We start from the raw sequence: 23,571 nt of genomic DNA, 5'->3' as shown, positions 1-23,571 counted from the left end.
TAAATAACATGTTTATCCAGATTGAAGAAACACCAAATCCAAACACGCTGAAATTTCTTCCTGGTTTTGAAATTCTGAGCGAAGGAGAAACAGCTGATTTTTCAAATGCAGATGAAATAAAGAACTCCAAACTAGCAGTAAATCTTTTTCAAATAGAACATGTTGTAAGAGTATTTTTTGGTCATGATTTTATTTCGGTAACAAAATCAGATAGAATGAATTGGGATATAGTAAAGGTGGAAATTTTAACTACAATTATGGATCACTTTACTTCTGGTGGAAAAGCATTTGATAAAGAAGGAGTAAGTGATAATAAAATGCTAGAGGAAGAATTCTTTAATGAAAATGATATAGAAATTGTAAATAGAATAAAAGAATTGATGGAAAGTTATATTAAACCTGCAGTTGCTCAAGATGGTGGTGATATCAAGTTCCGTGGCTATAAAGACGGAATAGTTTATGTTGAGTTACAAGGAGCTTGCTCCGGATGCCCAAGTGCTGCAATTACTTTAAAGCAAGGAGTGCAGAATATGCTAAGCTATCACATACCAGAAGTTTCAGGTATAGAGACTATGCTATGACTAATCAAACAGTTAGAGGAACAAAAGATCTCCTGTTTGATGAATGGTACAAGTTTAAACACATAGAGCAAACAGCAAGCAGAATCTCAAGTTTATACGGCTTTTTACCTGTTCAAACTCCGATATTTGAATACACAGAAGTCTTTACAAAGACTTTAGGTGATAGCTCAGATATTATCACTAAAGAGATGTATACTTTTATTGATAAAGGGGGAAAGAGCATAACTCTGCGTCCTGAGTTCACTGCAGCTATTGTTAGGTTACTCATTGAAAAAAAACTGCAAACGCCGATAAAATTATTTTCAATAGGGCCTGCATTTCGCTATGAAAGACCGCAAAAGGGAAGACAAAGGCAATTTCATCAGATAAATTTTGAGGTTTTTGGCATAGAAGATCCAAAAGCTGATATTGAATTGATATCACTCGCTCAGCACTTACTAACTGAATTTGGCATCAATAAAAATGTAAAGCTGGAAATCAACTCTCTGGGTGATAGTGAAACAACAAGTAAGTATAGAGAAGCTTTGATATCGTATTTAAAAAAGTTTCAAAATGACCTATCAGAAGATAGTCAAAATAGATTGATTAAAAACCCACTCAGAATATTAGACTCTAAGGATAAGACAGATAAAGAAATAATCTCTGACGCACCAAAAATCAGTGATTATTATACAAAAGAATCTTCATATTTCTTTGACCAGGTGTTAAATGGACTGCAAGCTCTTGGCATACCTTACACTGTAAATAGCAAATTAGTTCGAGGTCTAGACTATTATTGTCACACAGTATTTGAATTTGTCACAGAAGATTTAGGTGCACAAGGAGCAGTTTTTGCCGGTGGAAGATACGATAATCTAGTATCTTCAGTAGGTGGAAAACACACTCCAGCAATAGGATTTGCAGGGGGGATTGAGCGTATAATGGAATTAATCAACTATGCTGAAAAAAAAGAGAGGCCTATTTATATAATTCCAATCGGTGGAGAAGCTGAAGAACATGCTCTAACACTTGCAAGTGAATTACGCAGAAATGGTTTATATGTGATTTACGAATATAGTGGAACTCTAAAAACCCGAATGAAAAAAGCAAATCAAGCAAATGCAAAAGTTGTATTAATCTTTGGTGATGAAGAGCTAAGCAGTAAAACTTTAAAAATTAAAAATATGGACACGGGTGAAGAAAAAATGATTGCTCGCGATAAAACCGTAGAAAATATCTAATCAGAAGCAATAGGAGTGTTAGCTATAGAAGAAAATTCCTCTGCACAAGAATTTTTCATAGCATTTAATATATCATAATCTGTAAAATCTAATTTTATCGGTGTAATAGTAATAAAACCTCCTTTTATTTTATCTACACTACCACTGCCTGAGTGTTCCCGAGACCAATTTAAGCTCAAAGAACCATTTAAGTTTTCAGTAAAAGTTAAATCACCATCAATGTTATATTCACCTTGTTCAGCAAATTCGACCCCTTTCACTTTTTCTGTAGCAGGAAAATTTATACTCATCACTATATCTTTAGGCCAACCAACTTTCATTAGCTTGGCAATAACCTTTGGTGCAAAAATCTTTGTATTGTTCCAGTCTATTTTATCATGATAAACTTGGCTCAGCGCAATAGAAGGTATAGATCTTGCAGCACCTTCCATTGCAGCACCGATTGTGCCTGAATAACAAATATCATCGCCGACATTTGATCCAATATTTACTCCAGATAATATTAAGTCTGGTTTTTTATTCATAATTTTATTTAACGCGATAATGACACAATCTGCGGGAGTACCAGACACACTAAACTCCCTTTCACTATGTTGACTTATTTTAATAAATTGCTTTACTGGATAGTCAAGAGACCTTGCAGCTCCACTCCTATCAGTATCTGGTGCCACTATCCATACTTCCGATGCAAAATTGTGTGCAATTTCTTTAAGTAATCTTATTCCTTCACTCTCAAAACCATCATCATTTGTTATCAATATTATCATATATAATACTCACCTATCAAAGTATACTGATGAGGTTTCTTTTCATAACCATAGCAAAGAACCTGCTACGAATCAATAAGGAAAAATTAGAGGGTGACTAGGTTGCCATCGTTTAGTTTGCTGTGAGTTAATCGTAAATACCAATTTTTAGCTTCACACCTAACTCACAATCAAAGTTTAGTAAACTCTAGAGGCGTGCTAAGCAGCAGAAAACCTTGCTATATTTCCCAAAAATGCTTTCACTCTTTCAAGGCAAGTGGATGGTTCTGCAGGTATTGCTACTTCATCTATCTTACCATATATTGCTGCATCTACGACTTCACCTGTTATTAATTCCCTTAGCTTTTGTTTTATCTGTCCTCTACGAATATGTTCTCCATAGTCATTATAAAACTTCACATATAACTCTTTAAATACAAATTCTTTTATAGCACTTCTCATATGAGAAATTCCATCCTTTACTTCATCATTTGCATTGCTCAAATCCACTTCAGAACCTAGCGAATATAAGTCATCAAAATTTTCTTTTAAAATTTTTATTTTAAAGTAGTGCTTATCTACAGATCTCTCAAGAAATCTTTTAGTAGCATTACCGGCCAATTCTCCTATTATCTGAGGCTCTAGTTGAGCTGCAAAATTATTTTCTGCTTCAAGGCCACTTAATGCATAAATGATACGATTAAGCATTCCAGGACCACATTGGCGATTACTTTCCTCAAAACGAACCAGCAATATGGATTTCAACAGCTCTACATCTGCATTTTGCTTTGTTGCTGCAATTAAAACTAGATTTATGGCCTGTGTTAATGTCAGTCCGGTTTTGGAATCTACCCACCTTACCCATTCTCCTTCTCTATAATTATCTACCTTCAAATAAGGCGCTATCAGTTCTTTCTGCTGATTTGTCAAACCGCCTATATAGTTTTTAAACTCTTCATCCAGCTCATTTGACGGAGTCCCATATTCTTCCTTTAATTTTTTGGCACACTCAATAACACTTTGCTCAAAACTTCTAGTATGAACATTCTGATTACCAGTACCTACATCACTTACATTAAACAAAAAGCTCATTTGCTTTACACTTAAACCCAGAGGCGAGAAGAGCTTTATTAATGGATACTTTATTAACTCAAGAAGCGCTACAGGGATCAATAATATAGTATTGATAAGCACTAAACATATTCTAAGACCGAGCGCTCTACTCTCTGATAACATTCTACTAAGTTCTGATATCTTTGATGCACAATACAAAAATGGTAATTGAATGTAGTATATTGAGTATATAGAAAAAAATAAAATCTTATCTTTTAACCCTACTGTTGGATCATTATATACTTCAGAAAAAATGTTATCATCACTATTTTCATTTTTGAAAGACTGATAGCTGCTTGTAATTTTTTCTGTAAAAATAGAACAGAGCTTATGCAGTCCGTAGCATGAAACGCCAACAGCTAAAAAAATTGCAAGTGTTCCAAAAAATGCTAATACTTCACTTGAAGTTTTGGCAAGAAGGAATGCATAAAGCGCATTAATAAAGATATCAAATAAATATTCAAATAAAAAAATTGCTCCAATAGCGGAAACAAACAATAAAATACCCCCACAAATAATCAAAAAATCTTTTAACCTTGGATTCATACCCCGCCTCTTAATAATCTATTAATATACTTTTTATTATATGCTTAAATTAAAAAAATGCAAATTTTGTAAAGACCAATTGAAATTTCTGAGCTTCAACTATATTGTTAATTATTCAGATAAAAATTAAACATTGTCGTGTCAAATAAAATAGGCTTTTTTGCTATTTTTGCCTTGGTGATTAGTAGCCAAATTGGCTCTGGAATTTTTATGCTCCCAATCAGCCTTGCACCATACGGCGCTTATAGCCTCATAAGCTGGGTTATATCAGGATTTGGTGCTATATCTCTTGCTTTAGTTTTTGCTTCACTCTGCGCAAAATTTCCAGAAACGGGTGGTCCTCATATTTATGTGAAACATGCCTTTGGCTCTACAGCAGCTTTTTTTGTTGGCTGGACATATTGGGTAAGCTCGTGGGTAAGCTCAACAGCTGTGACAATTGCAAGTATCGGTTATTTAGCCCCGCTTTTTCATAATGATATACAAGATATACGTTTGCTTTTAGAAATAACATTAATTTTAGCTATCATGCTAATAAACTTAAGAGGGGTAACTACTGCTGGGCATGTTGAGCTTCTTCTGACCATTGTTAAAATTATCGCACTTCTTGCAATACCCATAGCAGGATTATTTTTCTTTGATAGAAATAATTTTGTTGTAAGTGAGGAAGTATCAAACTTTACGATGTCTCAAGTCCTTGCGCGCTCTACACTCCTTACTCTATGGTGTTTTATTGGACTTGAATCAGCAACGGCACCTGCAGGATCTGTCAATAATCCCTCTAAAACAATACCAAGGGCTATAGTGCTTGGAACAGTCTGTGTTGCTGTGATATATTTCATCAATAGTCTTTCAATTATGGGATTGATAAGTGGTAATGAACTAGCTAGTTCAAAAGCACCATATGTTGATGCGATAAAAATTATGCTTCCAGGTAATTGGCATTTAATTGTTTCTGTTGTTGCCTTTATCGTTTCTGTAAGTAATTTAAATGCTTGGTTTTTAGCTGATGGACAGGTCACCTTAGGCCTTGCAAAAGACAAGTTAATGCCGCAATTTTTTGGCAAAAAAAATAAGCATGATGCTCCATTATGGGGAATAATACTCAGTACTTTGGGGGTGTTAGTTTTACTTATCCTAACGTCAAACAAAAGTTTTGCTGAGCAAGTAACTTCAATAATTGATATCTCTGTGGTGTCATTTTTGTTTATCTACTTAGCATGTAGCCTTGCTTTTCTCAAAGTTAATATACAAGACAAAAGCTACTGCAAATTTTTAATTGGAGGTGTGGCTGTATCTTTTTGCTGTTGGGTAATATACGAGACTTCTATAAAAACATTGTTAATATCAAGTCTATTCCCTTTAAGCGGAACACTTATTTATCTACTTTGGTATCATAAACTAAAAACTTAACTTAAATTTTTTATTTGCTAAAATTCTTAAGCTATACTACTGGCTTACATTAATAGAATTAAGAGGTATTGTGTCAAATAAAATAGGTTTTTGGGCTGTTTTTGCTTTAGTCATTAGTAGTCAGATCGGCTCTGGGGTTTTTATGCTTCCAATTAGCCTTGCTCCATATGGCGCTTATAGCCTTATAAGTTGGATGATATCAGGAGCTGGTGCTGTGTCTCTTGCGCTAGTTTTTGCTACGCTATGTGCAAAGTTTCCAGAAACAGGAGGTCCTCACGTTTATGTGAAACATACTTTTGGTTCTACCGCAGCGTTCTTTGTTGGTTGGACATATTGGGTAATCTCATGGGTTAGTACAACAGCTTTAATAGTTGTGGGTGTTGGCTATCTTACACCATTTTTCCATGAAGATATCAAAAGTATGCGTTTATTTTTAGAGCTGTTGTTATTTACAATCATTACATTAATAAATTTAAGGGGAATAGCTACTGCAGGGCACGTTGAGTTTCTGCTCACGGTTGTGAAGGTTGCTGTATTGCTTGCAATACCTGTAGCAGCGTTGTTTTTTTTCGATAGAAATAATTTTATCATAAGTGAAGAAATATTAAGTCTTACAACATCGCAAATTCTTGCCCGCTCTACACTCCTTACTTTATGGTGTTTTATTGGACTTGAATTGGCAACAGCACCTGCAGGGTCAGTTGATAATCCAGCTAAAACTATACCAAAAGCTGTGGTGCTTGGCACAGTTTGTGTTGCTGTTATATATTTTATCAACAATTTTGCAATTATGGGATTGATCAATGGCAACAATTTAGCAAGTTCAAGAGCACCATATGTTGATGCGATAAAAATTATGTTTTCTGGTAATTGGCATTTAATTGTTTCTATAGTTGCATTCATTTTTTGTGTTGGCAGTCTAAACGCTTGGGTTTTATCTAGTGGACAAGTTGCTTTTGGTCTTGCAGAAGATAGACTAATGCCAAAATTCTTTGCTAAAAGGAACAAGCATGGCTCTCCTTTTTGGGGAATAACAGTTAGTTCAATTGGAACTGCAATTTTACTAATTCTCACTTCAAACAACAATTTTGCCCAGCAGATTACGTCGATTATTGACTTTTCTGTAATTTCATTTTTGTTCGTTTATCTTGCGTGCTGTTTTGCCTTTCTAAAGGTTATTATACAGGAGAGGAGTTGTTATAAGCTTTTAATTGGTAGCATAGCAACAACCTTTTGTTGTTGGGTGATATTAGAAACCCCTGTAGGTACTCTGCTGATTTCGAGCCTGTTCACTGCAAGTGGCATACCCATTTATTTATTTTGGTACTGCAAAACTTCTGTGCAACAAATTCAGTAGTGAGAGATACACTTTAAATGGTTAATATTTATGGGCCAAGATTTTTTTTCTCTTTATCTACTTGTTCAATATTACCATTCTCAAGTTTGCTACCTACTTCTTCTGTGCGTTTATTATCTATGTAGATCTCATTTTTTGCTTTATTAGAAAGACCTATTTGCGATTGCAGTTTTTTATACTCTTCTTTTTCAGGCGTGAAAATTTTCACTAAAAATCTTCCTATTATTGGTATTGAACTTAAAAAATCTCTTAATCCAAAAGATTCTTGCTTCTTGTTTGAAAGATGCTGGTCTATCTTAGAAATTTTCACACCATACTTTTTATCATCAAAATTTATCGCTGGCTTGCTTTTTTTCGAAAGAACATTTTGAATCTCTAATCTATTGACTTTTTCAGGCTTTTGAAATTCAGATACTGCAGGTTTGACCTTAGTGTCATCATGTTTTTTACTCATTTCATTCTACCATGCAATATTACTAGTGTCTTATAATTATAACTAAATTATGGTTAATTGCAAGGTAAAAATATTAAAGTAATTGTAAATTTTATCAGTAAAAATATAATATAGCTTTAAAATCAGAGGTTTATTTATATGGGATGTAAGATTGCAGTTATTGGAGCAACAGGAAGAGTAGGGCGTGAGGTATTAAGCGCGCTTGCCGAGTTTCAAGACGAAGGAAAAATTTCAATAGATTCTGTTGTTGCTTTTGCATCAAAAAAATCAGAGGGAAAAAAGGTAAGTTTCGGCGATGAAGAATTAACTGTCTTAGACCTTGAGAACTACGATTTTGCTGGAATTAATATAGCAATTTTCTGTGCTGGGTCTCATGTTTCCGAGAGATACGTACCGATTGCAACTGAAGCTGGATGTATTGTCGTAGATAATACCTCTCATTTTAGGATGAAAGAAGGCGTGCCACTAGTTATTCCAGAGATCAACAAAGATAAAATTACGGAGTATAAAAACCATAACATAATATCTAATCCAAATTGTACTACAATACAAATGTTGCTGGCATTACATTTATTACACCAAAAAGCAAAAATAAAGAGAATCGTTGCTTCAACTTATCAATCAACTTCTGGTGTAGGTAAAGCAGCAATGGATGAGCTTTACAATCAGACAAAAAAAATCTTTATGAATGAAGCTAAAAAACCTGAAATATTTCCTAAGCAAATAGCATTTAATTGCATTCCTCATATAGGAGAGTTCATGGAAGATGGTTCTACAAAAGAGGAGTGGAAAATGCAAGAGGAGGCAAAAAAAATTTTAGAAGAGGATATAAAAGTAACTGCAACTTGTGTCCGAGTACCTGTTCTTGTTGGTCATGCTATAGCAGTAAATGTAGAATTTGATCAGCATATAACTGAAGAAGAAGCTCGTGAAATGCTCAGTGAAGACGATGGAGTTTTAGTGCAAGATAAGCGCGAAGATGGTGGATATATGACTCAGATTGATGTTGTGCAAGAGAATGCCGTATACATATCGCGTATTAGACAAGACGATACCGTTAAACACGGATTAAATATGTGGATAGTAGCTGATAATCTACGCAAAGGTGCAGCACTAAATATAGTGCAGATCTTGGAGATCTTGATCAAAGAGCATTTATAGCTCAATAGCTTAAATCTATATTGACATGTCCCATTTTACGCTTGTCCCTAACCTCTTTTTTCCCATATATGGTTAAACTAGCTTTTTCGTTGCTCAAATATTTGTGAGAATTATATATATCATTACCTATTATATTTTTTGTCATGCAAGGAAAGCGTAATACTACTTCCTGCATAGATAGCCCGCATATTATCCTAACTAGCTGCTCGAATTGACTAACGTTGCATGTATCCAAGCTCCAGTGGCAAGAATTGTGGGGTCTTGGGGCCAGTTCATTAACTAGTAATTCATGATTTTGAGTGATGAAAAATTCAATAGCTAGAATTCCTACTACATCAAGTGCAGTTGCTATTTTCTCTGCAGTTTTTTGTACCTCTTGGGCTAATTTATTATCTATTTTAGCTGGTGCTATTGAAGTATTAAGTATTCCGTCAACGTGGTGATTCTCTGCTATAGGAAAAAAAGCTACTTTACCGTTTTTATCTCTTGCAACGACTATTGAAACCTCTTTCAGTAAATCAACACTTGCTTCAAGAATGTACTCTTTATTCCAATCGAAGGAAGCAAATTGCTTCAGTTCAGAATCATTTTCAATCATATATTGTCCTTTTCCATCATAACCCATTTCTGTTGTTTTTAGCCTCACTGGATAGCTAAAAGTTTCACTACTTTCTAGTAGCTGATTATAATTTTGTATACTTTTGTAATCAGCAGTTTTTATGCTTAAATCTCTAATAAAATCTTTCTCTCTCAGCCTATTTTGCGAAATGTGTAACGCCTTTTTACCTGGATAAAAATCTGTATGCTGCGACACAATATCAATTGCACTACATGGAATATTTTCAGACTCAATAGTGACTAAATCCACACTCTGTGCAAAAGATTCAAGTGCCCTCTTATCACAGAAGTCTGCTATTGTTAAATCATCAGCAACAGAACAAGCTGGATCGTTTTTAGCACTGGCAAAAATATGCGTTTTGTGCCCAAGTTTTATTGCAGCGATAGCAGTCATTTTACCTAATTGCCCACTTCCTATTATTCCTATCACTTTTTTATCCAGTGGATCTGTTTTGTTCATCATGTAGATTAATATTTCCTAGTTAGAGTACGATAATATGCTTGGAAAATCTATGAAAAAAGTGTATAATTGAAGTGTGTTAAATTTTTATCATGAACACTTTACGATGACCATGAAATACACACTTATTACTAATTCTGTTGAAGTTACAGTTTTGCCAATTTACATTGAAGAGCAATCCATTCCTTATGAAAATTGTTACGTATGGATGTATAATGTTAAGATAAAAAATAAAAGCTCATCAACCATTCAATTATTAAGTCGCTATTGGCGAATAATAGATCATAAGGGCAAAATAAATGAAATTGCTGGAGTTGGTGTTATTGGAGAACAACCTGTAATAAAATCTGGAGAGGTATTCAAATATACAAGTGGAACATACTTAAATACACCATCAGGAATAATGCAGGGTAAATATGAATTTCTGAACGAAGAGAGCATAAAAACCTTTGATGTTATGGTACCACCCTTTTCCTTAGATAGTCCATACGTTAACACTAGACCTCATTGATCATCAAGATAGTGTATTTGTTTAAGTGCATCTGAAACCAGTGCTTCTTGTTTTGTCATTTGAGCTTCCATAATGTCATCCGAGTAGCTGATACTGAGATCCAACTAAGTTGATAAACACGAAAGCACTGACCATTTGCTTCTATAGTTGTCTTTTTTCGTCTATCTTATTTTGTTACTCTGCTGAACAGATGCAAAATAGTTTATTTTTGATTCTTATCATCAAGTGTGAATAAGATTATTGTAGAGGTTAAACCTATAATAACTATCATTAACGAAAATGGGGCAGCTTCTCTGTAACGCTCATCGCTGACAAGTTCATATACTCTAGTTGATATAGTTTCAAAATTAAATGGTCTGATAATTAGTGTTGCCGTGAGTTCTTTTACCGTATCCATAAACACGAGCAGAAATCCCGATAGTATGCTTTTCTTGATAAGGGGAATATGAATATTCAGGCACGTGGAAATAGGCCCATGACCCATAGTATATGCAGTCCATTCAATTTCATTTGGTGTTTTTTTGAGTCCCGACTCTATCGCCTTGAAAGATATAGCAAAAAAACGAAATAAATATGAGTAAACTAATGCGCCAATAGTTCCTACCAAGCTAATTTCTACAATATATTGAGTAATGAAAGAAGATATTCTGCTTAAAAACATTATTATGCTAATTGCAATAATTGCATTTGGAATTGCATATCCAAGAGAAATGAGACGTGCTATATTGCTTATTACCTTATTTTTACGTGCTGTATATCCAATAATTATTGCAATGCTGATCGAGATTAGCGCGGTAATAAATGATAAACCAACACTATTTGCTATTATATTATAGAATCTTGCTTCGTATATGAAAAAGCCTTTCTCTATGCTCCAATATATAAGTGGAATCATTGGTAAAATAAAGCCTATTAATATCGGCAATAAACACATAAGATAAGAAAAGATCAACGATATAGAACCGTTTATACTACGTTTATTGTGATAATCTGCATTAGTATTGATTGAAGAGTAAGATATTTCTCTTTTTTGTAGTTTTTTCTCGATAACTATTAGTGTTGCAACGAAAATCAGTTCTGCAACTGCCAAAACAGTAGTTGAATATTTGTCATGCAATAAAAACCAAGTACGGTATATTCCTGTCGTGAAAGTATCGATAGCAAGAAACTGTGGTGTGCCGAAATCTGTAATTACTTCCATTAGTACCAAGGATAACCCAGCTATAATTGATGGACGTATGGAGGGTATGATGACAGAAAACAGACTCTGTAATGAGGAGAACCCAAGTGTTGATGCAATAGTGACTGAGTTACTAACGCTCTTTAGACTTGAGCGGACCAACATATAAACGTATGGATATAGACTAAATCCCATTACTAATATTCCACCACCTAGGGATTTGATCTCGGGAAACCAATAGTCACCTTTGCCCAATTGAAAAGTATCTCTTAACAAGCTCTGAATCGGACCTGAAAACTCTAGCGTATTTACATAAACAAACGATACTATATATCCAGGAATTGATATCGGAAAGAATAAGGCAATCTCAAAAATTCTACTTCCGGGAAACGAAAAAAATGTAGTAAGCCAAGCTGGAATTACTCCAAATATAAAGGATATTAACCCTACTCCTACCATCAAAATTAACGTATTGAGTATATATTCAGGAAAAAGTCTACTAATTACCCATCCAGAGTTTGCTGATTCTGTAAATAGAATCGATATTAACGATAGTATAGGGCAGACAAATAATACACTTACTAAAAACAAGAATATATTTTTAAATACTCTCAGAAACATTAACTTGAATCTATATTTGATATTAAAATGTTATATGCAAAAACTAAAGATATCCAGTAATTAACAGCCGTCCTATTGAATATCTTCATAATTTTATATATTATGTTTTAAATCGATAAACTAATTAATTATGAGTTTTGTCATTGCAACTTTCTATCATTTTGTAAAACTCTCTAATTATTATGACATGAAAGATGAAATAAAAGTTGCATGCGACAATGTCGAATTAAAGGGTACTATACTCCTTGCAGAAGAGGGAATTAATGCAACCGTATCTGGTGAAAGAAACGCGATTGATAAAATATTCGATTTTCTACGTTCTGATTATAGACTAAGGGACCTTACATGGAAAGAGAGTGCAGCAGAATATCAACCATTTAGTAAGATGAAAGTGAGATTAAAAAGAGAAATTGTGAATCTTGGTGTAAGTAATCTCGATACTTCCGTTAGAGGTCAGTACATTGATCCAGATTATTGGGATGATTTTATCTCTCAACCTGATGTTTTAGTGATAGACACACGAAATGATTACGAAGTAAAACTAGGCAAGTTTAAAAATGCAATCAATCCACATACTCAGCGTTTTCGAGATTTTCCTCAGTGGGCAGAGTCTTTCTCTGAGAGTAAAGATCTGAAAGTGGCTATGTACTGCACTGGTGGAATCAGATGTGAGAAATCTACAGCATATATGAAAAGCCTTGGATTTAAAGATGTTTACCATCTTAAAGGCGGTATTCTTTCCTATCTTGAAAAAACTGGTAATAAAAGTGGTAATTGGGAAGGCGAGTGTTTTGTTTTTGATGATAGAGTTGCTGTTGATCACTCACTCGCCCCAAGTGATAAAATAAAATGCATATTCTGCTCAAGTAAAGTTTCAACTGATGAGCTGAAATCAGTTCCACGTGGCCAGGTAGTTTGCTCTGATTGTAAATCTTTAAGTATTGAAAGAAAGCTAGAATTCAATACGAACCTCTAAGAAAATCTGCTTATTGCACACTTACTAACCTCAATTTTATCAAGACATTTACCTACTACATAGCTCGCTCCAGCTCCAAGTAACGCACCAACTATAGCAAATGCAATCAACACTACACCAGAACCGCCAATAAGAGCTAAAGTTTCTTGCCATAAACAACATGCTGCAACTAGACCAGCAACTAAACCAATTCCTACACCTATGCACCTAAGTTTCATGTTATTACTAATATTGTAACCTCTTCTATGCTTTAGGCTATGACTAGTATTGTTACTTATCCAATCAAAGATTTTGACATTTGGGTTTTTGTCCATAAAATCGATAAGCTCACCTATTGTTTTGTTACGCAAACTATCTAAAAATATAACTTTATCTTCTACATATTGTTCAAATACATTTTTTTTACGTGTCATTTATTTTTCCATACTATTAGAATATGTTTTTACTACACTGCACATCTTAACAATTGGTAAATTCCCATACAAGAATAAGTAGATAATCTTACCACTATAGGTGGGACTAAAGCGCTATAAGATTAAATTCCTGAAAAATGTTGGTAAGAAGAGCTTTTCCAAAAACAATAAAGTTAAGAGTTGAAGAGATAGTAAAAGAGCGACTTACAGTTAATCCAATTGATTTTGGTGAATCGTTTTGTTACAAACTCAAAGGATACAGAAGACTGAGAACTGGCGATTATCGTATCATGTAAATGCTGCAAAGTATGAAGTGTTTCAATAAAACGCAGAAAAGACATTTACGAGTCTGAGGCTCCATACTAATATCCTTCCAGTATTAACTTACTGTAACCTTTCCGGTTGAGCCACTGCGCGTATTCTACGATGTCCTTTGAACTCACCGAGCAAGGGATCTCCTGCCTTCTCAGGAGAAAGTGTAAGACGCTCTTTTACGATTTCTTTTACCCTTGACCATATTGTCTTTGGAAGATTTGGAATGTCTTTGTGAACTACATTTTCCTCATAGCAGATTAAATACTTATCACCAGTTGATGTCTTCATGCCTGATGAATTTTGCATTTCGAGTGTCACGTTGAATAGCAAGTTTGGCTATTGCCATATCTTCTTCATTTTCAATTGCTTCTTGTATAAACTGCTCTGCTAGCTCTTGAGCTGATTGATTCTTTACTTTAGCTAAACGAGTAAGGTTTTTTAAAACTTTTTCACTAATGTTAATACTTGAATCAGCCATAAGTTTTACCGAAATCTACTGCATAATTATACAACATTTTCCTAAAATTTTCAATAAAGAATTGTATTGACGGATTATGGTAGATTGAGTATATACTAGTATTAGATTTTAGGGAGAAATGACACAGACGTATTGCAAGACATCATTAGGAATAAGGAAGGTATGCTGGCTACTGGATGTATTTCTATGATAACAACTACTCTTCATCATCAAAAATCAAGAAGGCTCTGCAACTTGATAACTCTATTCTTTTATTGACGTAGATGACTCTGAAAAATTGCGGAGCTGAAGTGCTATGGTTATTACGGTTTAAGAACAAAACGGAAAATCCTATGTTACACTAGAAATAATGTGCGGAAAAGGGGGGATTCGAACCCCCGACATATTTTCATATGTGCACGCTTTCCAAGCGTGTGCTTTAGACCGCTCAGCCACCTTTCCATACTTATTCATAATATTAAAAATTATGCTGCTAAACAACTGGTATATATGGTTCGCCACGGAAATTCACAGTATTGTTAAACTTGTTTTTGCACGTTAAAAACGCTTTATCACAACCTGCAAGTATCGAATATTTATCTCCGGTAGAAATTTGATATGGAGGAGAAGCAAATAATGTAACTACTTTATTTTTGTATTCTTTAACTACAACTTCAAATGTTGCTGAACTAAAGAATTTTACCACTCCGTGCTTATAATATCCATCACTTTCGATTAAATTAGTGTCTTCAAATCTTCTTTCATCTATCACTTTAGTAATTGTGCTCATTCTACTAAACTTTTTAGCATCAGCTTTACATCTATCATCGCAAAATTGTGCCCTGCATACAGGAGAATATAGCTCTGTTATGCTTCTCTCAAGCTTTGTCGCAAGACCTCTAATTTCAGCGATAAACCTCCCACTATTTAATGTTACTTTACCAAAAGTTCCTGCATGCAAATTCATAATTCCCTGACTCAAATCTTTATAATTCACAAGAAATATTTCAATATTTGCAAAGTCATACCTTCCTGATAAAACATCTTTTTCTTTAATATCAGCACTATTTAATACTCCTTCAATTTCTAAATTATCAGTTCTCAAATCGCTATTTAATATTATACTGCTGGCTATAAAACCGCTTGAAGATTTATAGAATACATTATTGAGATTTAAATCTTCATCATAGTCAGTAAATCCCATTACTTCTCCACTTACAAGTGTTAATTTCCAGCAAGTAGCGATGGTAAGTAATTCTCCAGTTAAATGGTTTTTTAGTTTGGTTTGCATACTGCTTAATTGATTGAATTTGAAAACGTTCGATAGGTAAGGGATTATATCCATTATCTGAGTAGCCATAGGGTGTCATGCCAGCGCCCAGACTATTGGCATCCAGTTAAATTTACGAGTATAAAAGTAATGTTAAAATACAACGTTTCTGATGATGATGGAAAAATGGATCCCAGTGTCAAGCACTGGGATGACACCATTTACTATGCAAATTGCCACAATTTTCGTACAGCTGTGACTGGGATGACATTACTTATTGTGTGAATAAAATAAATACTCGTAGAGTTTATTACGCACTGGCTTATGTTTATTTGATCGATGAGTAAATGCTAACAGATAAGATACACACCACATTCAAGTTGTGGTGTGTATTACTAGAACAAATTAGAAAGAAAACTTCACACCAGTGAGGAGAAGAATTCCTTTGTTGGAAGGTACATCAGCATTATTTTTATCTTTCAGCGCACCTTTTTCATCAGTCATAAAATAATGTAAGGCTGCATAAGGAACAAACTTGCTCTTATTGCAAGAAGATAGATCATACTGAACACCAAGTGCAACATCATGAAGCATATCTTTGTCGCTCATTCTGCTACCAAAGTATGTCAAGCTTGTGTAGATATTATCATATTGATAACCAGCACCTGCAGTCCAATACATAGTGTTTTTACCGTCCCCATCAAACTGAGCTTTCAGCCCTTTTACTCTTTTGTCATCATCAGTAGTACCGTTACCATCAATTTCTGTATAGGTATCACCGACTAATTTTTTAATACCCTTCGGTTGACCAGATTTGCCTAAATATGCAAAAGAAGCAGCGAATTTTACACTTTGATCTTCATCAATCTTATAATCAGCGCTTGCACCCAAATTAATGCCTGCCAGATTATTGTATTCTATGAACTCATTATAAAGGTGCTTATCTTTACTCGGTTGCTTTGAAAACCCATATTCACCAACTACGGAAGTTTTAACTTTTACATTATGTTTACTAAAGTCATATTCATATGATGCACCAGCGCTTATTATATGCTGGTAATCTGGTCCAACATGTCTTAACGTTTCCTCATTCTTTACCCCTGTTACCTTATTACTTGAATCTTTGAGGAAATCTGGAGCTATTTCTTTTACAACGGATAAACCACTATCGTAGCGAGGTGAGTAGCTAATACCAAATCTTGCACCCATATAATTTGGTGAGTAGTAAGCAGCTCTAAACGGCAATGTGGTCATAACCTCTTTGTTGTATTTTCCTGCCATACGGAAGGAGAGTTTTTCGCTCTCGCTCGAGAAGCTTTCAGTGTAAAGACGTGGTGTTACGTAAAATGGGAAGTTTGCAGCACTTCCTTCTAAGTTTACTTTTCTGAACCAGTCACTATCTGCAGCTCCATCAACAGTTGCAATTCTTGTTGCATCAAGTCTCATCAGAGACTCAGGACCAAACTGATAACCAAGTTTCAGATCACCATATTTTGAATTCAAAAACACATGTGCACTTCTACCTCTTGCAGCATTCACGCCTTGTGAAGCTCCTTTACCTTCAGTAACTGGAACATGGAATTGTACATCGGCACCATAACGAAGACCAATATCCTCATTTTTATTTTCAGCTCTTAAGTGCAATATTGCATCTGAAATCATGCCCATGTTTTCACTGTAATCACCAATATTCCCTATCCCTTTAGGAAATATTGGATTTGCTCCTTTTATACTATCTGGAGTATTGTTAAAATAATCTGTAGATTTACCTGGCATAACATTATAATGGTTATAGCCACTTAGCCCATGGTTACCATAACCTTGAGAATCAACAACGCCACCGAAAGTTATTCTTAAACCATCCCCTTGATTGGTATTGATAATATCAACCCCACCAACTGAAACAACAGGACTTGCCTTACCTTTTTCCTCTGTATTGCTGTTAACAACTTTTACATCCTTTTTTATATCTTTAGCTTCAATTTTAGCATTCTTAGTTTTAGAACCCTTAATTTTTGACTTTTCTACATTAGAATTTTTAGTGCTTAGAGCTTTCGCCTTTGAATCCTCTATAAGCTTTGCTTTTTTCTCTTTTGCTAGCCTAATTTCATCTTTTTTCTTTTGTTTTGCTACTAATTTTAACTCTTCTTTTTTCTTCTTTTGTTCAGCTGCTAATTTTAACTCCTCTTTTTTCTTCTGCTCAGCTGCTAATCTTAGTTCTTCTTTTTTCTTAAGCTCCTCGGCTTTTTTTCTTGGATCAGCATTACATATCCTGTCCATTTTTTCTTTTAGTTTCTTATTTGACGTCTTCATCACTTCCATCTTTCCAGAAGTTTTGATTGACTCGTTACTCTCTTGCTTTTTTACTTCCTTCATACTCTCGTCAGAAAAGTCAGCAGCAAAGCCACTGAAAGAACATAAAGTCAATAGAGAAGCTAGAGCAGTTCTAGTATAAATAGATTTTTTCATGAAGTGCCCCCAAAAAATTTTAAAATCATAACATAAATAGTATAAAGGTGTTGAAAATCCAACTTAAAGCAACCTTATAGCGAAAATAAAGGTAAAATGCAATACTTTAAAAGCAACTTTCTTAATACGCTCAACGTGTATATTAACCAAAATTTAGTACAGAGGTTTGCTTGTTAGTGTATTATAACTCTATACTTATTCTATGGAAGTAAAATTTACTCAAAGTAAAAGCATAAAAAGATTAAATTATTAATATAAATTGTTGACAATAATATTAATTTGTATTATAGTTGGTAGATTATTGTTTTATTTTTGATAGATTGGGGTACTTATGGATTTTAGTTTTTTACGCAATTGGTTTAGCACTACAGGTGCTGCTACAGGCTCAGAGCCAGGTAATACTGAACAGCCAGACTCTATTTCAGTAGATGATGGCAAATACGAGATGAAAGAATATGACGATGAATTTGAGATCATTGAAGATTATGAATTTATAAATCGTGCTGATCCAAATGAGCCATGTTCTTTACCTTCTGACTATAAAATAGATGAAAGTATTGTAAAAATTGCAGGATTTGATAGAGAGAAATTATTAGAAATGGGTAATTTCTGCAAGATAAGCTATGGCGATGATGATGGTAAATTAAGTAAAAAAAGATGTAACAACCTAGCTCAAAGAGTATACAAAACTGAATTTGAAATTGTAGAAGATTTTGAAATTGTTCCATCTACTGAAAAAATGTATAAAACTAGAGCTGAACTCATCAGCGAAGGTTATGAAATTATTCCATTTGGTAATAGCTTTGAAAAAGATGCTGGTCACGTTTTTATAAAAGGTAAAGAAATAACAATAGCCTACCATGGTACTCGTCTGAGCCAGAGTTTTAATGATGGAATTACTGATATAAATGTACTTTTTGCTACTTCGGAATTTTTACCTGAAGGTGGAAGAATTCATTGTGGTTTCTATAATTCATTTATGGATTCATGGCCTAATCTGTATGGCATTTTGAAATCTCATGCTGAAAAACAGGGATCAGAAATCAAGGATTTTAAAATTAATCTCACAGGTCACAGTATGGGAGGAGCTATTGCTAAGATAGCTGCTTTATGCCTCAATAAAACAGAAGGAGCTGAAGATGTTCATGTTGCAACTTTTGGTGATCCACGAGTTTTTGATCTTACTGCTAGTGAATTTTATAATGATGTTCTTCAAGAAAAAACCATTAGAGTAACTCAACATAGACAAGACCCAGTACCAGCGGTATCACCTGGTATTTGTGGTTATGCTCATGTAGGTGCACAATTGAGAATATCAGTACCTGAAGGATATTTTGTTCATCAAATAGATGGTTATCATGAAGCCATTAAAATAATGGATGAAAAAGATTTCCGATCGAACAATAACGTTTCTCTCTTTTATTACCCTTCGAGAATATTAAGTCGAATTAACTGTGCAGTTTTAGGTAATGCTCAATATTATGCTGCTAATTTAGGTAATTATATTCTTGGTGGACAAAATTTTTTCGAGAAAGTAAAAAAGGAATACCAAGATAAAAACTTAGAAAATTTTTCTAAGCTTGAACAAGCAGAAGTTAAGCAAAGGGCACATCAAAATGTCTTTTCTACTACAAGGAGTTTATAACTACTATACAGAGCAATCATTAGATTGCTCTGTAGCATCTATTCATTTAAATTCAATATAAAAATTTTCACCAGAAGTTATTTTCCATTCTTCTTTAAATTTCTTTAGGTGTTCTTTTTTTTCGCATTCTAAAAGCAGTTCTTCTATGCTCTTATTATAGCTTTCTGTAGTAATTCTTCCTTGATGATGCATAAACCTCAAATAAATCAAATAAGTGTTAATCACATCTGTTTCACAATAATCGCGAATCTCTTGTATTTTGCCACTATCATATAAGTCCATAACTTGTGAACCATCAACTCCAATCTTACCGGGAAGATTAAATGCTGCGCAAACTTCGTTCATCTTCATTCTTGCAGAAGCTCCAAAATCAGAGAGAGATTCAAGCAAATCACAATGCCAATCACTACTGTACCTCTGATTGTAACTATTCCACTTATCGCCAGCTTTGTGAAAATATTCTGCTTGAATGCCATGAACCATAGCACGGTACTTCAGTACCGGTATATCAAAAGTGCGTCCATTGAACGAAACTAGTCTTGGCTTTTTCTCTGATATGTAGTTAAAAAATCCCTTTACTAGCTCTTTTTCATTGGAGTTTACTGTGCCTCCAGATCTTATTTCTTGTAGTGTGAACATTTCATAACCGCTCTGGCGTGTTATATTACAAAGTAAAAAACTAATGACTACAACAAGGTGGAAGGGCTGACGCAGAAAAGAGTTTTGCCCGTTTGTTATTTCAAGATGATATTTTGTTAATGCGTTCCTCTTTTCTTCTACACTGCTATCATCACTAATATTTAGTAAATTCTTGCAGGAATTTACATCTGGTATAGTTTCAATATCAAATACCAACAAAGAATTAAGCATTACTTATATATTCCTCAGGGCGATCAGTCCAAGGTCGCACTTTTACGAACAAAAAGAGATGAACTTTACACTCAAATAACTTTTCCAATTCTGTACGTGCCTCGATATTAATTTTTTTTATGCTACTGCCGTCTTTTCCTAGCACTATTTTCTTATGATTATCTTTCAATACAAATATGATCTGTTTTATGACTAAACTCTTATCTTTTTTTTCCTCAAATTGTTCAGTTATAACAGCTGTAGAGTATGGCAATTCTTCACGTAGGTTCAAGAATAACTTTTCTCTCGTAATTTCCGCTGATAAAAAATCAGCTGAGGAATCAGTTATTTGATCTTTTTCATAAAACCAAGGGCCTATCGGTGCAATTTCAGACAAGTAACTAGTCAGATCAGAAAGTCCATCATTCTTCAGTGCCGAGATCGTAAAAATTTTTTCAAACTTATAAAGCAAATTTAGGTGCTCATGTGCCATCTTGAGCTCTGATTTCTTTACTAAATCAGTTTTATTGATAACCAAAATGCATCTGCCTTTTGTGCGCTCCAGTCGTGCAAATATCGTTTTTATTCTTTCTATATTTTTTAGGTAATTGTTTACATCAACAAGCAACAAAGTAATGTCACTATCCTTAACTGCTCCCCATGCAGATTTGACTAAAGCTTTTTCAAGATTTGTTTCTGCTGAAAACACTCCTGGAGAGTCAGTAAAAACAATTTGCGCATTGTTGCATATAGCAACACCCCTTACCTGCGTCCTTGTTGTCTGCACTTTAGGGGTGACAATTGCAATTTTCTTGCCTACGATGCTGTTAATTAGCGTTGACTTTCCAGCATTTGGCAAACCAGCTATCGTTACAAATAAGCATTTTTGTTCTTCCACAAAGGAAATTATAAAGAAAACTAAATGCTAACGTCAATTGATTATTATATATATTGCTCTTTCTCTTCCTCTTTTGAAGAAAAACATTTTCCAACTTTTTTAACTATAGGTGATATAATATACTCATTCACTTTCTGAGCTATTGGTGCAATAATACAAGCTGTTGCAATCATCCCTGCGATTACTGATATGGGTGCTATCACCGCACCTGCTAAAGCTGCAGATCCCATTCCAAGCGTTGCACCAGGAAAAATAGCCATTGCAGCTGCAGCAAGACCAACTCCAATTGCAGCACTTGCAACAAAGAAACAAGCATGAGTGCAAGCATGAGCATAAGAGAATTGGAATTGTGGGAGTCCCTCACCTCTACAAATGGCAAAGTGTAAGAGTGCAGGAACCGCAGCAACAATCCCACCCATTACCAATGGTGATAGAGTTGTAAAACTGAGCGCTAAGCCTGTAAGTGCTCCTATTGATGTAGCTATACCTAAGGCAAATAACATTTCTTTAGTATCGTTGTCCATATAACCTCCTTAATTAATTTTCTAAAAAACTTTTCTAGTATAGCTAAATTTCTTAGATAGATCAATTAATTTTTTTATGATTAAATGTGATTAAAACTCAAAGAGCGGGAGAAGGGGTTCGAACCCTCGACCTCAACCTTGGCAAGGTTGCGCTCTACCAACTGAGCCACTCCCGCAATAAAAATTTACTTATTCTTATTATAGGTGCATATCATAATTTGTAAACCCATGCATATGAAAAATATGGGAGCCAATCTTCTATGATCTTTTCGTATACTTAAAACTCATTTTTGATTATTGTATGTGTCATAAAACATATTAAATTTATGAGAATATTTGTATATAAAGACGACCTGCCAGCCAGTGCAATACCGAATGATATAAAATCTATAGCTGTTGATACAGAGGCAATGGGGCTACTGCATAGCAGAGATAGATTATGCCTTGTTCAGCTCTCTTTCAATGATGGCAACGCTCACTTAGTTCAATTCAAAAACGATTATACAGCTCCAAATTTGAGAAAAATATTAGAGGATAAAAATATAACCAAAATATTTCACTTTGCGCGATTTGATGTGAGTATAATACATTACTACCTTCAAACTTGGGCACTGCCTTGCTATTGCACGAAAATAGCCTCACGTTTAGTTCGCACCTACACAGATAATCATAGCTTAAAAGAGTTGTGCTTAGAACTACTTGATATAAAATTAAATAAGCAACAACAATCTTCTGATTGGGGAAATGAAAATTTAACAGACAAGCAAAAAAGTTATGCTGCATCTGATGTTTTATATCTCCATAAAATAAAGGAAAAGCTAGATTTAATGCTAGAACGTGAAAATAGAAAAGAATTAGCCGAAAAGTGCTTTGAATTTCTTCCTACTCGTATTGAGCTAGATTCAATGGGTTGGGGGAGTGTAGATATCTTTAATCATCATATGTAATCACTTCACTTGAATCCAGAAAAATTTAGTTGATCAGCTGTTAATTGATACGCTATATTTATAAAAATTTAGGTATTTTATGAGTGATGATATTAAAGCGGTAAATGATCAAAATTTCGAATCTGAAGTTGCTAACCACAAAGGATTTGTGCTGGTAGATTTTTGGGCAGAATGGTGTGGACCATGCAAAAGTCTGATGCCACGTATCGAGCAATTGGCTGAGGATAGAAAAGGCAAGATCAAGATCTGCAAGTTCGACATAGATGGAGAAACTGAGGTGCCAAGTAAGTATGGAGTTCAATCTATACCTACTTTAATCATATTTCAAGATGGTAAGGAAATTGCACGCAAAATTGGCGCAATAAATGATTTACACAGTTGGGTTGATAGTGAAATAAGCGAGTAGACAAATTTCCTTTTGCGTGTATTATAGGTGTTGATAAAAGGGATTGTAGCTCAGTCGGTTAGAGCAGTTCGCTCATAACGAATTGGTCGTAGGTTCGAGTCCTACCAATCCCACCACTATTGATACAATTGCAAGGCCTACTCTCTTAGATAAGCTTTTTGCCTTATTAAAGTACTTGGTTGTTAGTGTTTGAAAACTCCATGATATTAGATTTCTTGCATAACTGGAATTCAAAAGTTCCAGCGCGGTTTTCTTATTGGATCTCAGCTGGGATGACGCCTGGTTATGAAAGAAATCTATTGTCAAAAAAAATTACTTCCGCGTATTTTGAATCTGATTATAATGACAATTAGAGATATTTTAAGAGCTCAAATTTGTCTGCAGACTTTCAATTAATCTTTCAATAAAAAGCGTGCTCTTC

The 23,571-nt window shown here is 34.4% G+C and carries 24 protein-coding genes and 3 tRNA genes; 12 read left to right on the top strand and 15 right to left on the bottom strand.

All coding sequences use genetic code 11. From position 1 onward, the window contains the following. Positions 1–8: 8 nt before the first annotated feature. Positions 9–581 carry a NifU family protein gene (locus tag AAHF52_RS03970; protein ID WP_006015115.1) on the top strand — a complete coding sequence of 191 codons (573 nt, stop codon included), beginning with the start codon at positions 9–11 and terminating at the stop codon, positions 579–581. Beyond that, positions 578–1,801, top strand: a complete 1,224-nt coding sequence (gene hisS / locus AAHF52_RS03965) for a histidine--tRNA ligase (protein ID WP_264376632.1) — start codon at positions 578–580, stop codon at positions 1,799–1,801. The genes AAHF52_RS03970 and hisS overlap by 4 nt, the downstream gene beginning before the upstream one ends. Here hisS and surE read toward each other — a convergent pair. Together surE and AAHF52_RS03955 are read right to left on the bottom strand one after the other, a co-directional pair. Then, a complete protein-coding gene (gene surE, locus AAHF52_RS03960) occupies positions 1,798–2,568 on the bottom strand; it encodes a 5'/3'-nucleotidase SurE (RefSeq protein WP_213863802.1) in 771 nt (256 codons plus the stop codon). The genes hisS and surE overlap by 4 nt on opposite strands. Positions 2,569–2,766: 198 nt before the next feature. Further along, positions 2,767–4,206: a hypothetical protein gene (locus AAHF52_RS03955; RefSeq protein WP_017532208.1), complete on the bottom strand. Its 1,440-nt coding sequence runs from the start codon at positions 4,204–4,206 to the stop codon at positions 2,767–2,769. Between the two features lie 138 nt (positions 4,207–4,344). On the opposite strand from AAHF52_RS03955, the gene AAHF52_RS03950 reads away from it, so the two are divergent. Together AAHF52_RS03950 and AAHF52_RS03945 are read left to right on the top strand one after the other, a co-directional pair. Further along, positions 4,345–5,619, top strand: coding sequence for an APC family permease (locus tag AAHF52_RS03950; protein ID WP_012481896.1), 1,275 nt, complete (start codon positions 4,345–4,347; stop codon positions 5,617–5,619). Between the two features lie 70 nt (positions 5,620–5,689). Next, positions 5,690–6,976: an APC family permease gene (locus AAHF52_RS03945; protein ID WP_007302140.1), complete on the top strand. Its 1,287-nt coding sequence runs from the start codon at positions 5,690–5,692 to the stop codon at positions 6,974–6,976. Between the two features lie 28 nt (positions 6,977–7,004). On the opposite strand, the gene AAHF52_RS03940 is transcribed toward AAHF52_RS03945, so the two are convergent. Beyond that, a complete protein-coding gene (locus AAHF52_RS03940; RefSeq protein ID WP_015587974.1) occupies positions 7,005–7,430 on the bottom strand; it encodes a hypothetical protein in 426 nt (141 codons plus the stop codon). 138 nt (positions 7,431–7,568) lie between these two features. Between AAHF52_RS03940 and AAHF52_RS03935 the strand changes: the two genes are divergently transcribed. Then, positions 7,569–8,591: an aspartate-semialdehyde dehydrogenase gene (locus tag AAHF52_RS03935; protein WP_149168683.1), complete on the top strand. Its 1,023-nt coding sequence runs from the start codon at positions 7,569–7,571 to the stop codon at positions 8,589–8,591. Position 8,592: 1 nt separating this feature from the next. Here AAHF52_RS03935 and AAHF52_RS03930 read toward each other — a convergent pair whose 3' ends face one another. Beyond that, on the bottom strand, positions 8,593–9,669 hold the full coding sequence (locus AAHF52_RS03930; RefSeq protein ID WP_342068500.1) for a 5-(carboxyamino)imidazole ribonucleotide synthase: 1,077 nt from the start codon (positions 9,667–9,669) through the stop codon (positions 8,593–8,595). Between the two features lie 106 nt (positions 9,670–9,775). On the opposite strand from AAHF52_RS03930, the gene apaG reads away from it, so the two are divergent. Next, positions 9,776–10,180: a Co2+/Mg2+ efflux protein ApaG gene (apaG, locus tag AAHF52_RS03925; protein WP_010402892.1), complete on the top strand. Its 405-nt coding sequence runs from the start codon at positions 9,776–9,778 to the stop codon at positions 10,178–10,180. A gap of 202 nt (positions 10,181–10,382) precedes the next feature. Here the strand turns inward: apaG and AAHF52_RS03920 are convergent, their stop codons facing one another. Then, positions 10,383–11,981, bottom strand: coding sequence for an ABC transporter permease (locus tag AAHF52_RS03920; RefSeq protein ID WP_264336374.1), 1,599 nt, complete (start codon positions 11,979–11,981; stop codon positions 10,383–10,385). Between the two features lie 130 nt (positions 11,982–12,111). On the opposite strand from AAHF52_RS03920, the gene AAHF52_RS03915 reads away from it, so the two are divergent. Next, positions 12,112–12,957, top strand: a complete 846-nt coding sequence (locus AAHF52_RS03915; protein WP_264376631.1) for a rhodanese-related sulfurtransferase — start codon at positions 12,112–12,114, stop codon at positions 12,955–12,957. On the opposite strand, the gene AAHF52_RS03910 is transcribed toward AAHF52_RS03915, so the two are convergent. Further along, complete coding sequence (locus AAHF52_RS03910) at positions 12,954–13,370, bottom strand: hypothetical protein (RefSeq protein WP_264376630.1); 417 nt, start codon at positions 13,368–13,370, stop codon at positions 12,954–12,956. The genes AAHF52_RS03915 and AAHF52_RS03910 overlap by 4 nt on opposite strands. Positions 13,371–13,507: 137 nt before the next feature. Between AAHF52_RS03910 and AAHF52_RS03905 the strand changes: the two genes are divergently transcribed. After that, a complete protein-coding gene (locus AAHF52_RS03905) occupies positions 13,508–13,666 on the top strand; it encodes a type II toxin-antitoxin system RelE family toxin (protein ID WP_019236727.1) in 159 nt (52 codons plus the stop codon). A gap of 88 nt (positions 13,667–13,754) precedes the next feature. On the opposite strand, the gene AAHF52_RS03900 is transcribed toward AAHF52_RS03905, so the two are convergent. The 5 genes from AAHF52_RS03900 to AAHF52_RS03880 all read right to left on the bottom strand — a co-directional run bounded on the left by AAHF52_RS03900 (position 13,755) and on the right by AAHF52_RS03880 (position 17,881). Then, a complete protein-coding gene (locus tag AAHF52_RS03900) occupies positions 13,755–13,991 on the bottom strand; it encodes a hypothetical protein (RefSeq protein WP_342068376.1) in 237 nt (78 codons plus the stop codon). Beyond that, complete coding sequence (locus tag AAHF52_RS03895) at positions 13,954–14,163, bottom strand: DUF6290 family protein (RefSeq protein ID WP_007302130.1); 210 nt, start codon at positions 14,161–14,163, stop codon at positions 13,954–13,956. The genes AAHF52_RS03900 and AAHF52_RS03895 overlap by 38 nt, the downstream gene beginning before the upstream one ends. Positions 14,164–14,517: 354 nt before the next feature. After that, positions 14,518–14,604, bottom strand: a tRNA-Ser gene (locus AAHF52_RS03890). 31 nt (positions 14,605–14,635) lie between these two features. Further along, positions 14,636–15,433 (bottom strand): DUF2163 domain-containing protein, encoded by a 798-nt coding sequence (locus tag AAHF52_RS03885; protein WP_264376628.1) that lies wholly within the window; start codon positions 15,431–15,433, stop codon positions 14,636–14,638. Positions 15,434–15,817: 384 nt separating this feature from the next. Further along, positions 15,818–17,881, bottom strand: a complete 2,064-nt coding sequence (locus AAHF52_RS03880; protein WP_264376627.1) for a hypothetical protein — start codon at positions 17,879–17,881, stop codon at positions 15,818–15,820. Between the two features lie 331 nt (positions 17,882–18,212). Here AAHF52_RS03880 and AAHF52_RS03875 point away from each other — a divergent pair, with 331 nt between their 5' ends. Next, positions 18,213–19,526, top strand: a complete 1,314-nt coding sequence (locus AAHF52_RS03875; RefSeq protein WP_007302125.1) for a lipase family protein — start codon at positions 18,213–18,215, stop codon at positions 19,524–19,526. Positions 19,527–19,568: 42 nt separating this feature from the next. On the opposite strand, the gene AAHF52_RS03870 is transcribed toward AAHF52_RS03875, so the two are convergent. The 4 genes from AAHF52_RS03870 to AAHF52_RS03855 all read right to left on the bottom strand — a co-directional run bounded on the left by AAHF52_RS03870 (position 19,569) and on the right by AAHF52_RS03855 (position 21,973). Next, positions 19,569–20,396 carry a 3'-5' exonuclease gene (locus AAHF52_RS03870; RefSeq protein WP_019236725.1) on the bottom strand — a complete coding sequence of 276 codons (828 nt, stop codon included), beginning with the start codon at positions 20,394–20,396 and terminating at the stop codon, positions 19,569–19,571. Beyond that, positions 20,389–21,273: a GTPase Era gene (era, locus tag AAHF52_RS03865; RefSeq protein ID WP_213863799.1), complete on the bottom strand. Its 885-nt coding sequence runs from the start codon at positions 21,271–21,273 to the stop codon at positions 20,389–20,391. The genes AAHF52_RS03870 and era overlap by 8 nt, the downstream gene beginning before the upstream one ends. 44 nt (positions 21,274–21,317) lie before the next feature. Further along, complete coding sequence (locus tag AAHF52_RS03860) at positions 21,318–21,797, bottom strand: hypothetical protein (protein WP_264376626.1); 480 nt, start codon at positions 21,795–21,797, stop codon at positions 21,318–21,320. A 103-nt stretch (positions 21,798–21,900) separates the two neighbouring features. Then, positions 21,901–21,973 (bottom strand) — tRNA-Gly (locus AAHF52_RS03855). 150 nt (positions 21,974–22,123) lie between these two features. Here AAHF52_RS03855 and AAHF52_RS03850 point away from each other — a divergent pair. The 3 genes from AAHF52_RS03850 (at position 22,124) to AAHF52_RS03840 (ending at position 23,266) form a co-directional block, all read left to right on the top strand. Then, positions 22,124–22,744, top strand: coding sequence for a ribonuclease D (locus tag AAHF52_RS03850; RefSeq protein ID WP_264376625.1), 621 nt, complete (start codon positions 22,124–22,126; stop codon positions 22,742–22,744). A 79-nt stretch (positions 22,745–22,823) separates the two neighbouring features. Beyond that, positions 22,824–23,150, top strand: a complete 327-nt coding sequence (trxA, locus tag AAHF52_RS03845; RefSeq protein ID WP_007302120.1) for a thioredoxin — start codon at positions 22,824–22,826, stop codon at positions 23,148–23,150. Between the two features lie 39 nt (positions 23,151–23,189). Then, positions 23,190–23,266: transfer RNA gene (locus tag AAHF52_RS03840), tRNA-Ile, on the top strand. Positions 23,267–23,571: the final 305 nt, after the last annotated feature.

It is taken from the genome of Wolbachia endosymbiont (group B) of Melanargia galathea, assembly GCF_964030625.1.
Classification (GTDB): Bacteria; Pseudomonadota; Alphaproteobacteria; order Rickettsiales; family Anaplasmataceae; genus Wolbachia.
This window is presented reverse-complemented; position numbering and strand designations above follow the sequence as displayed.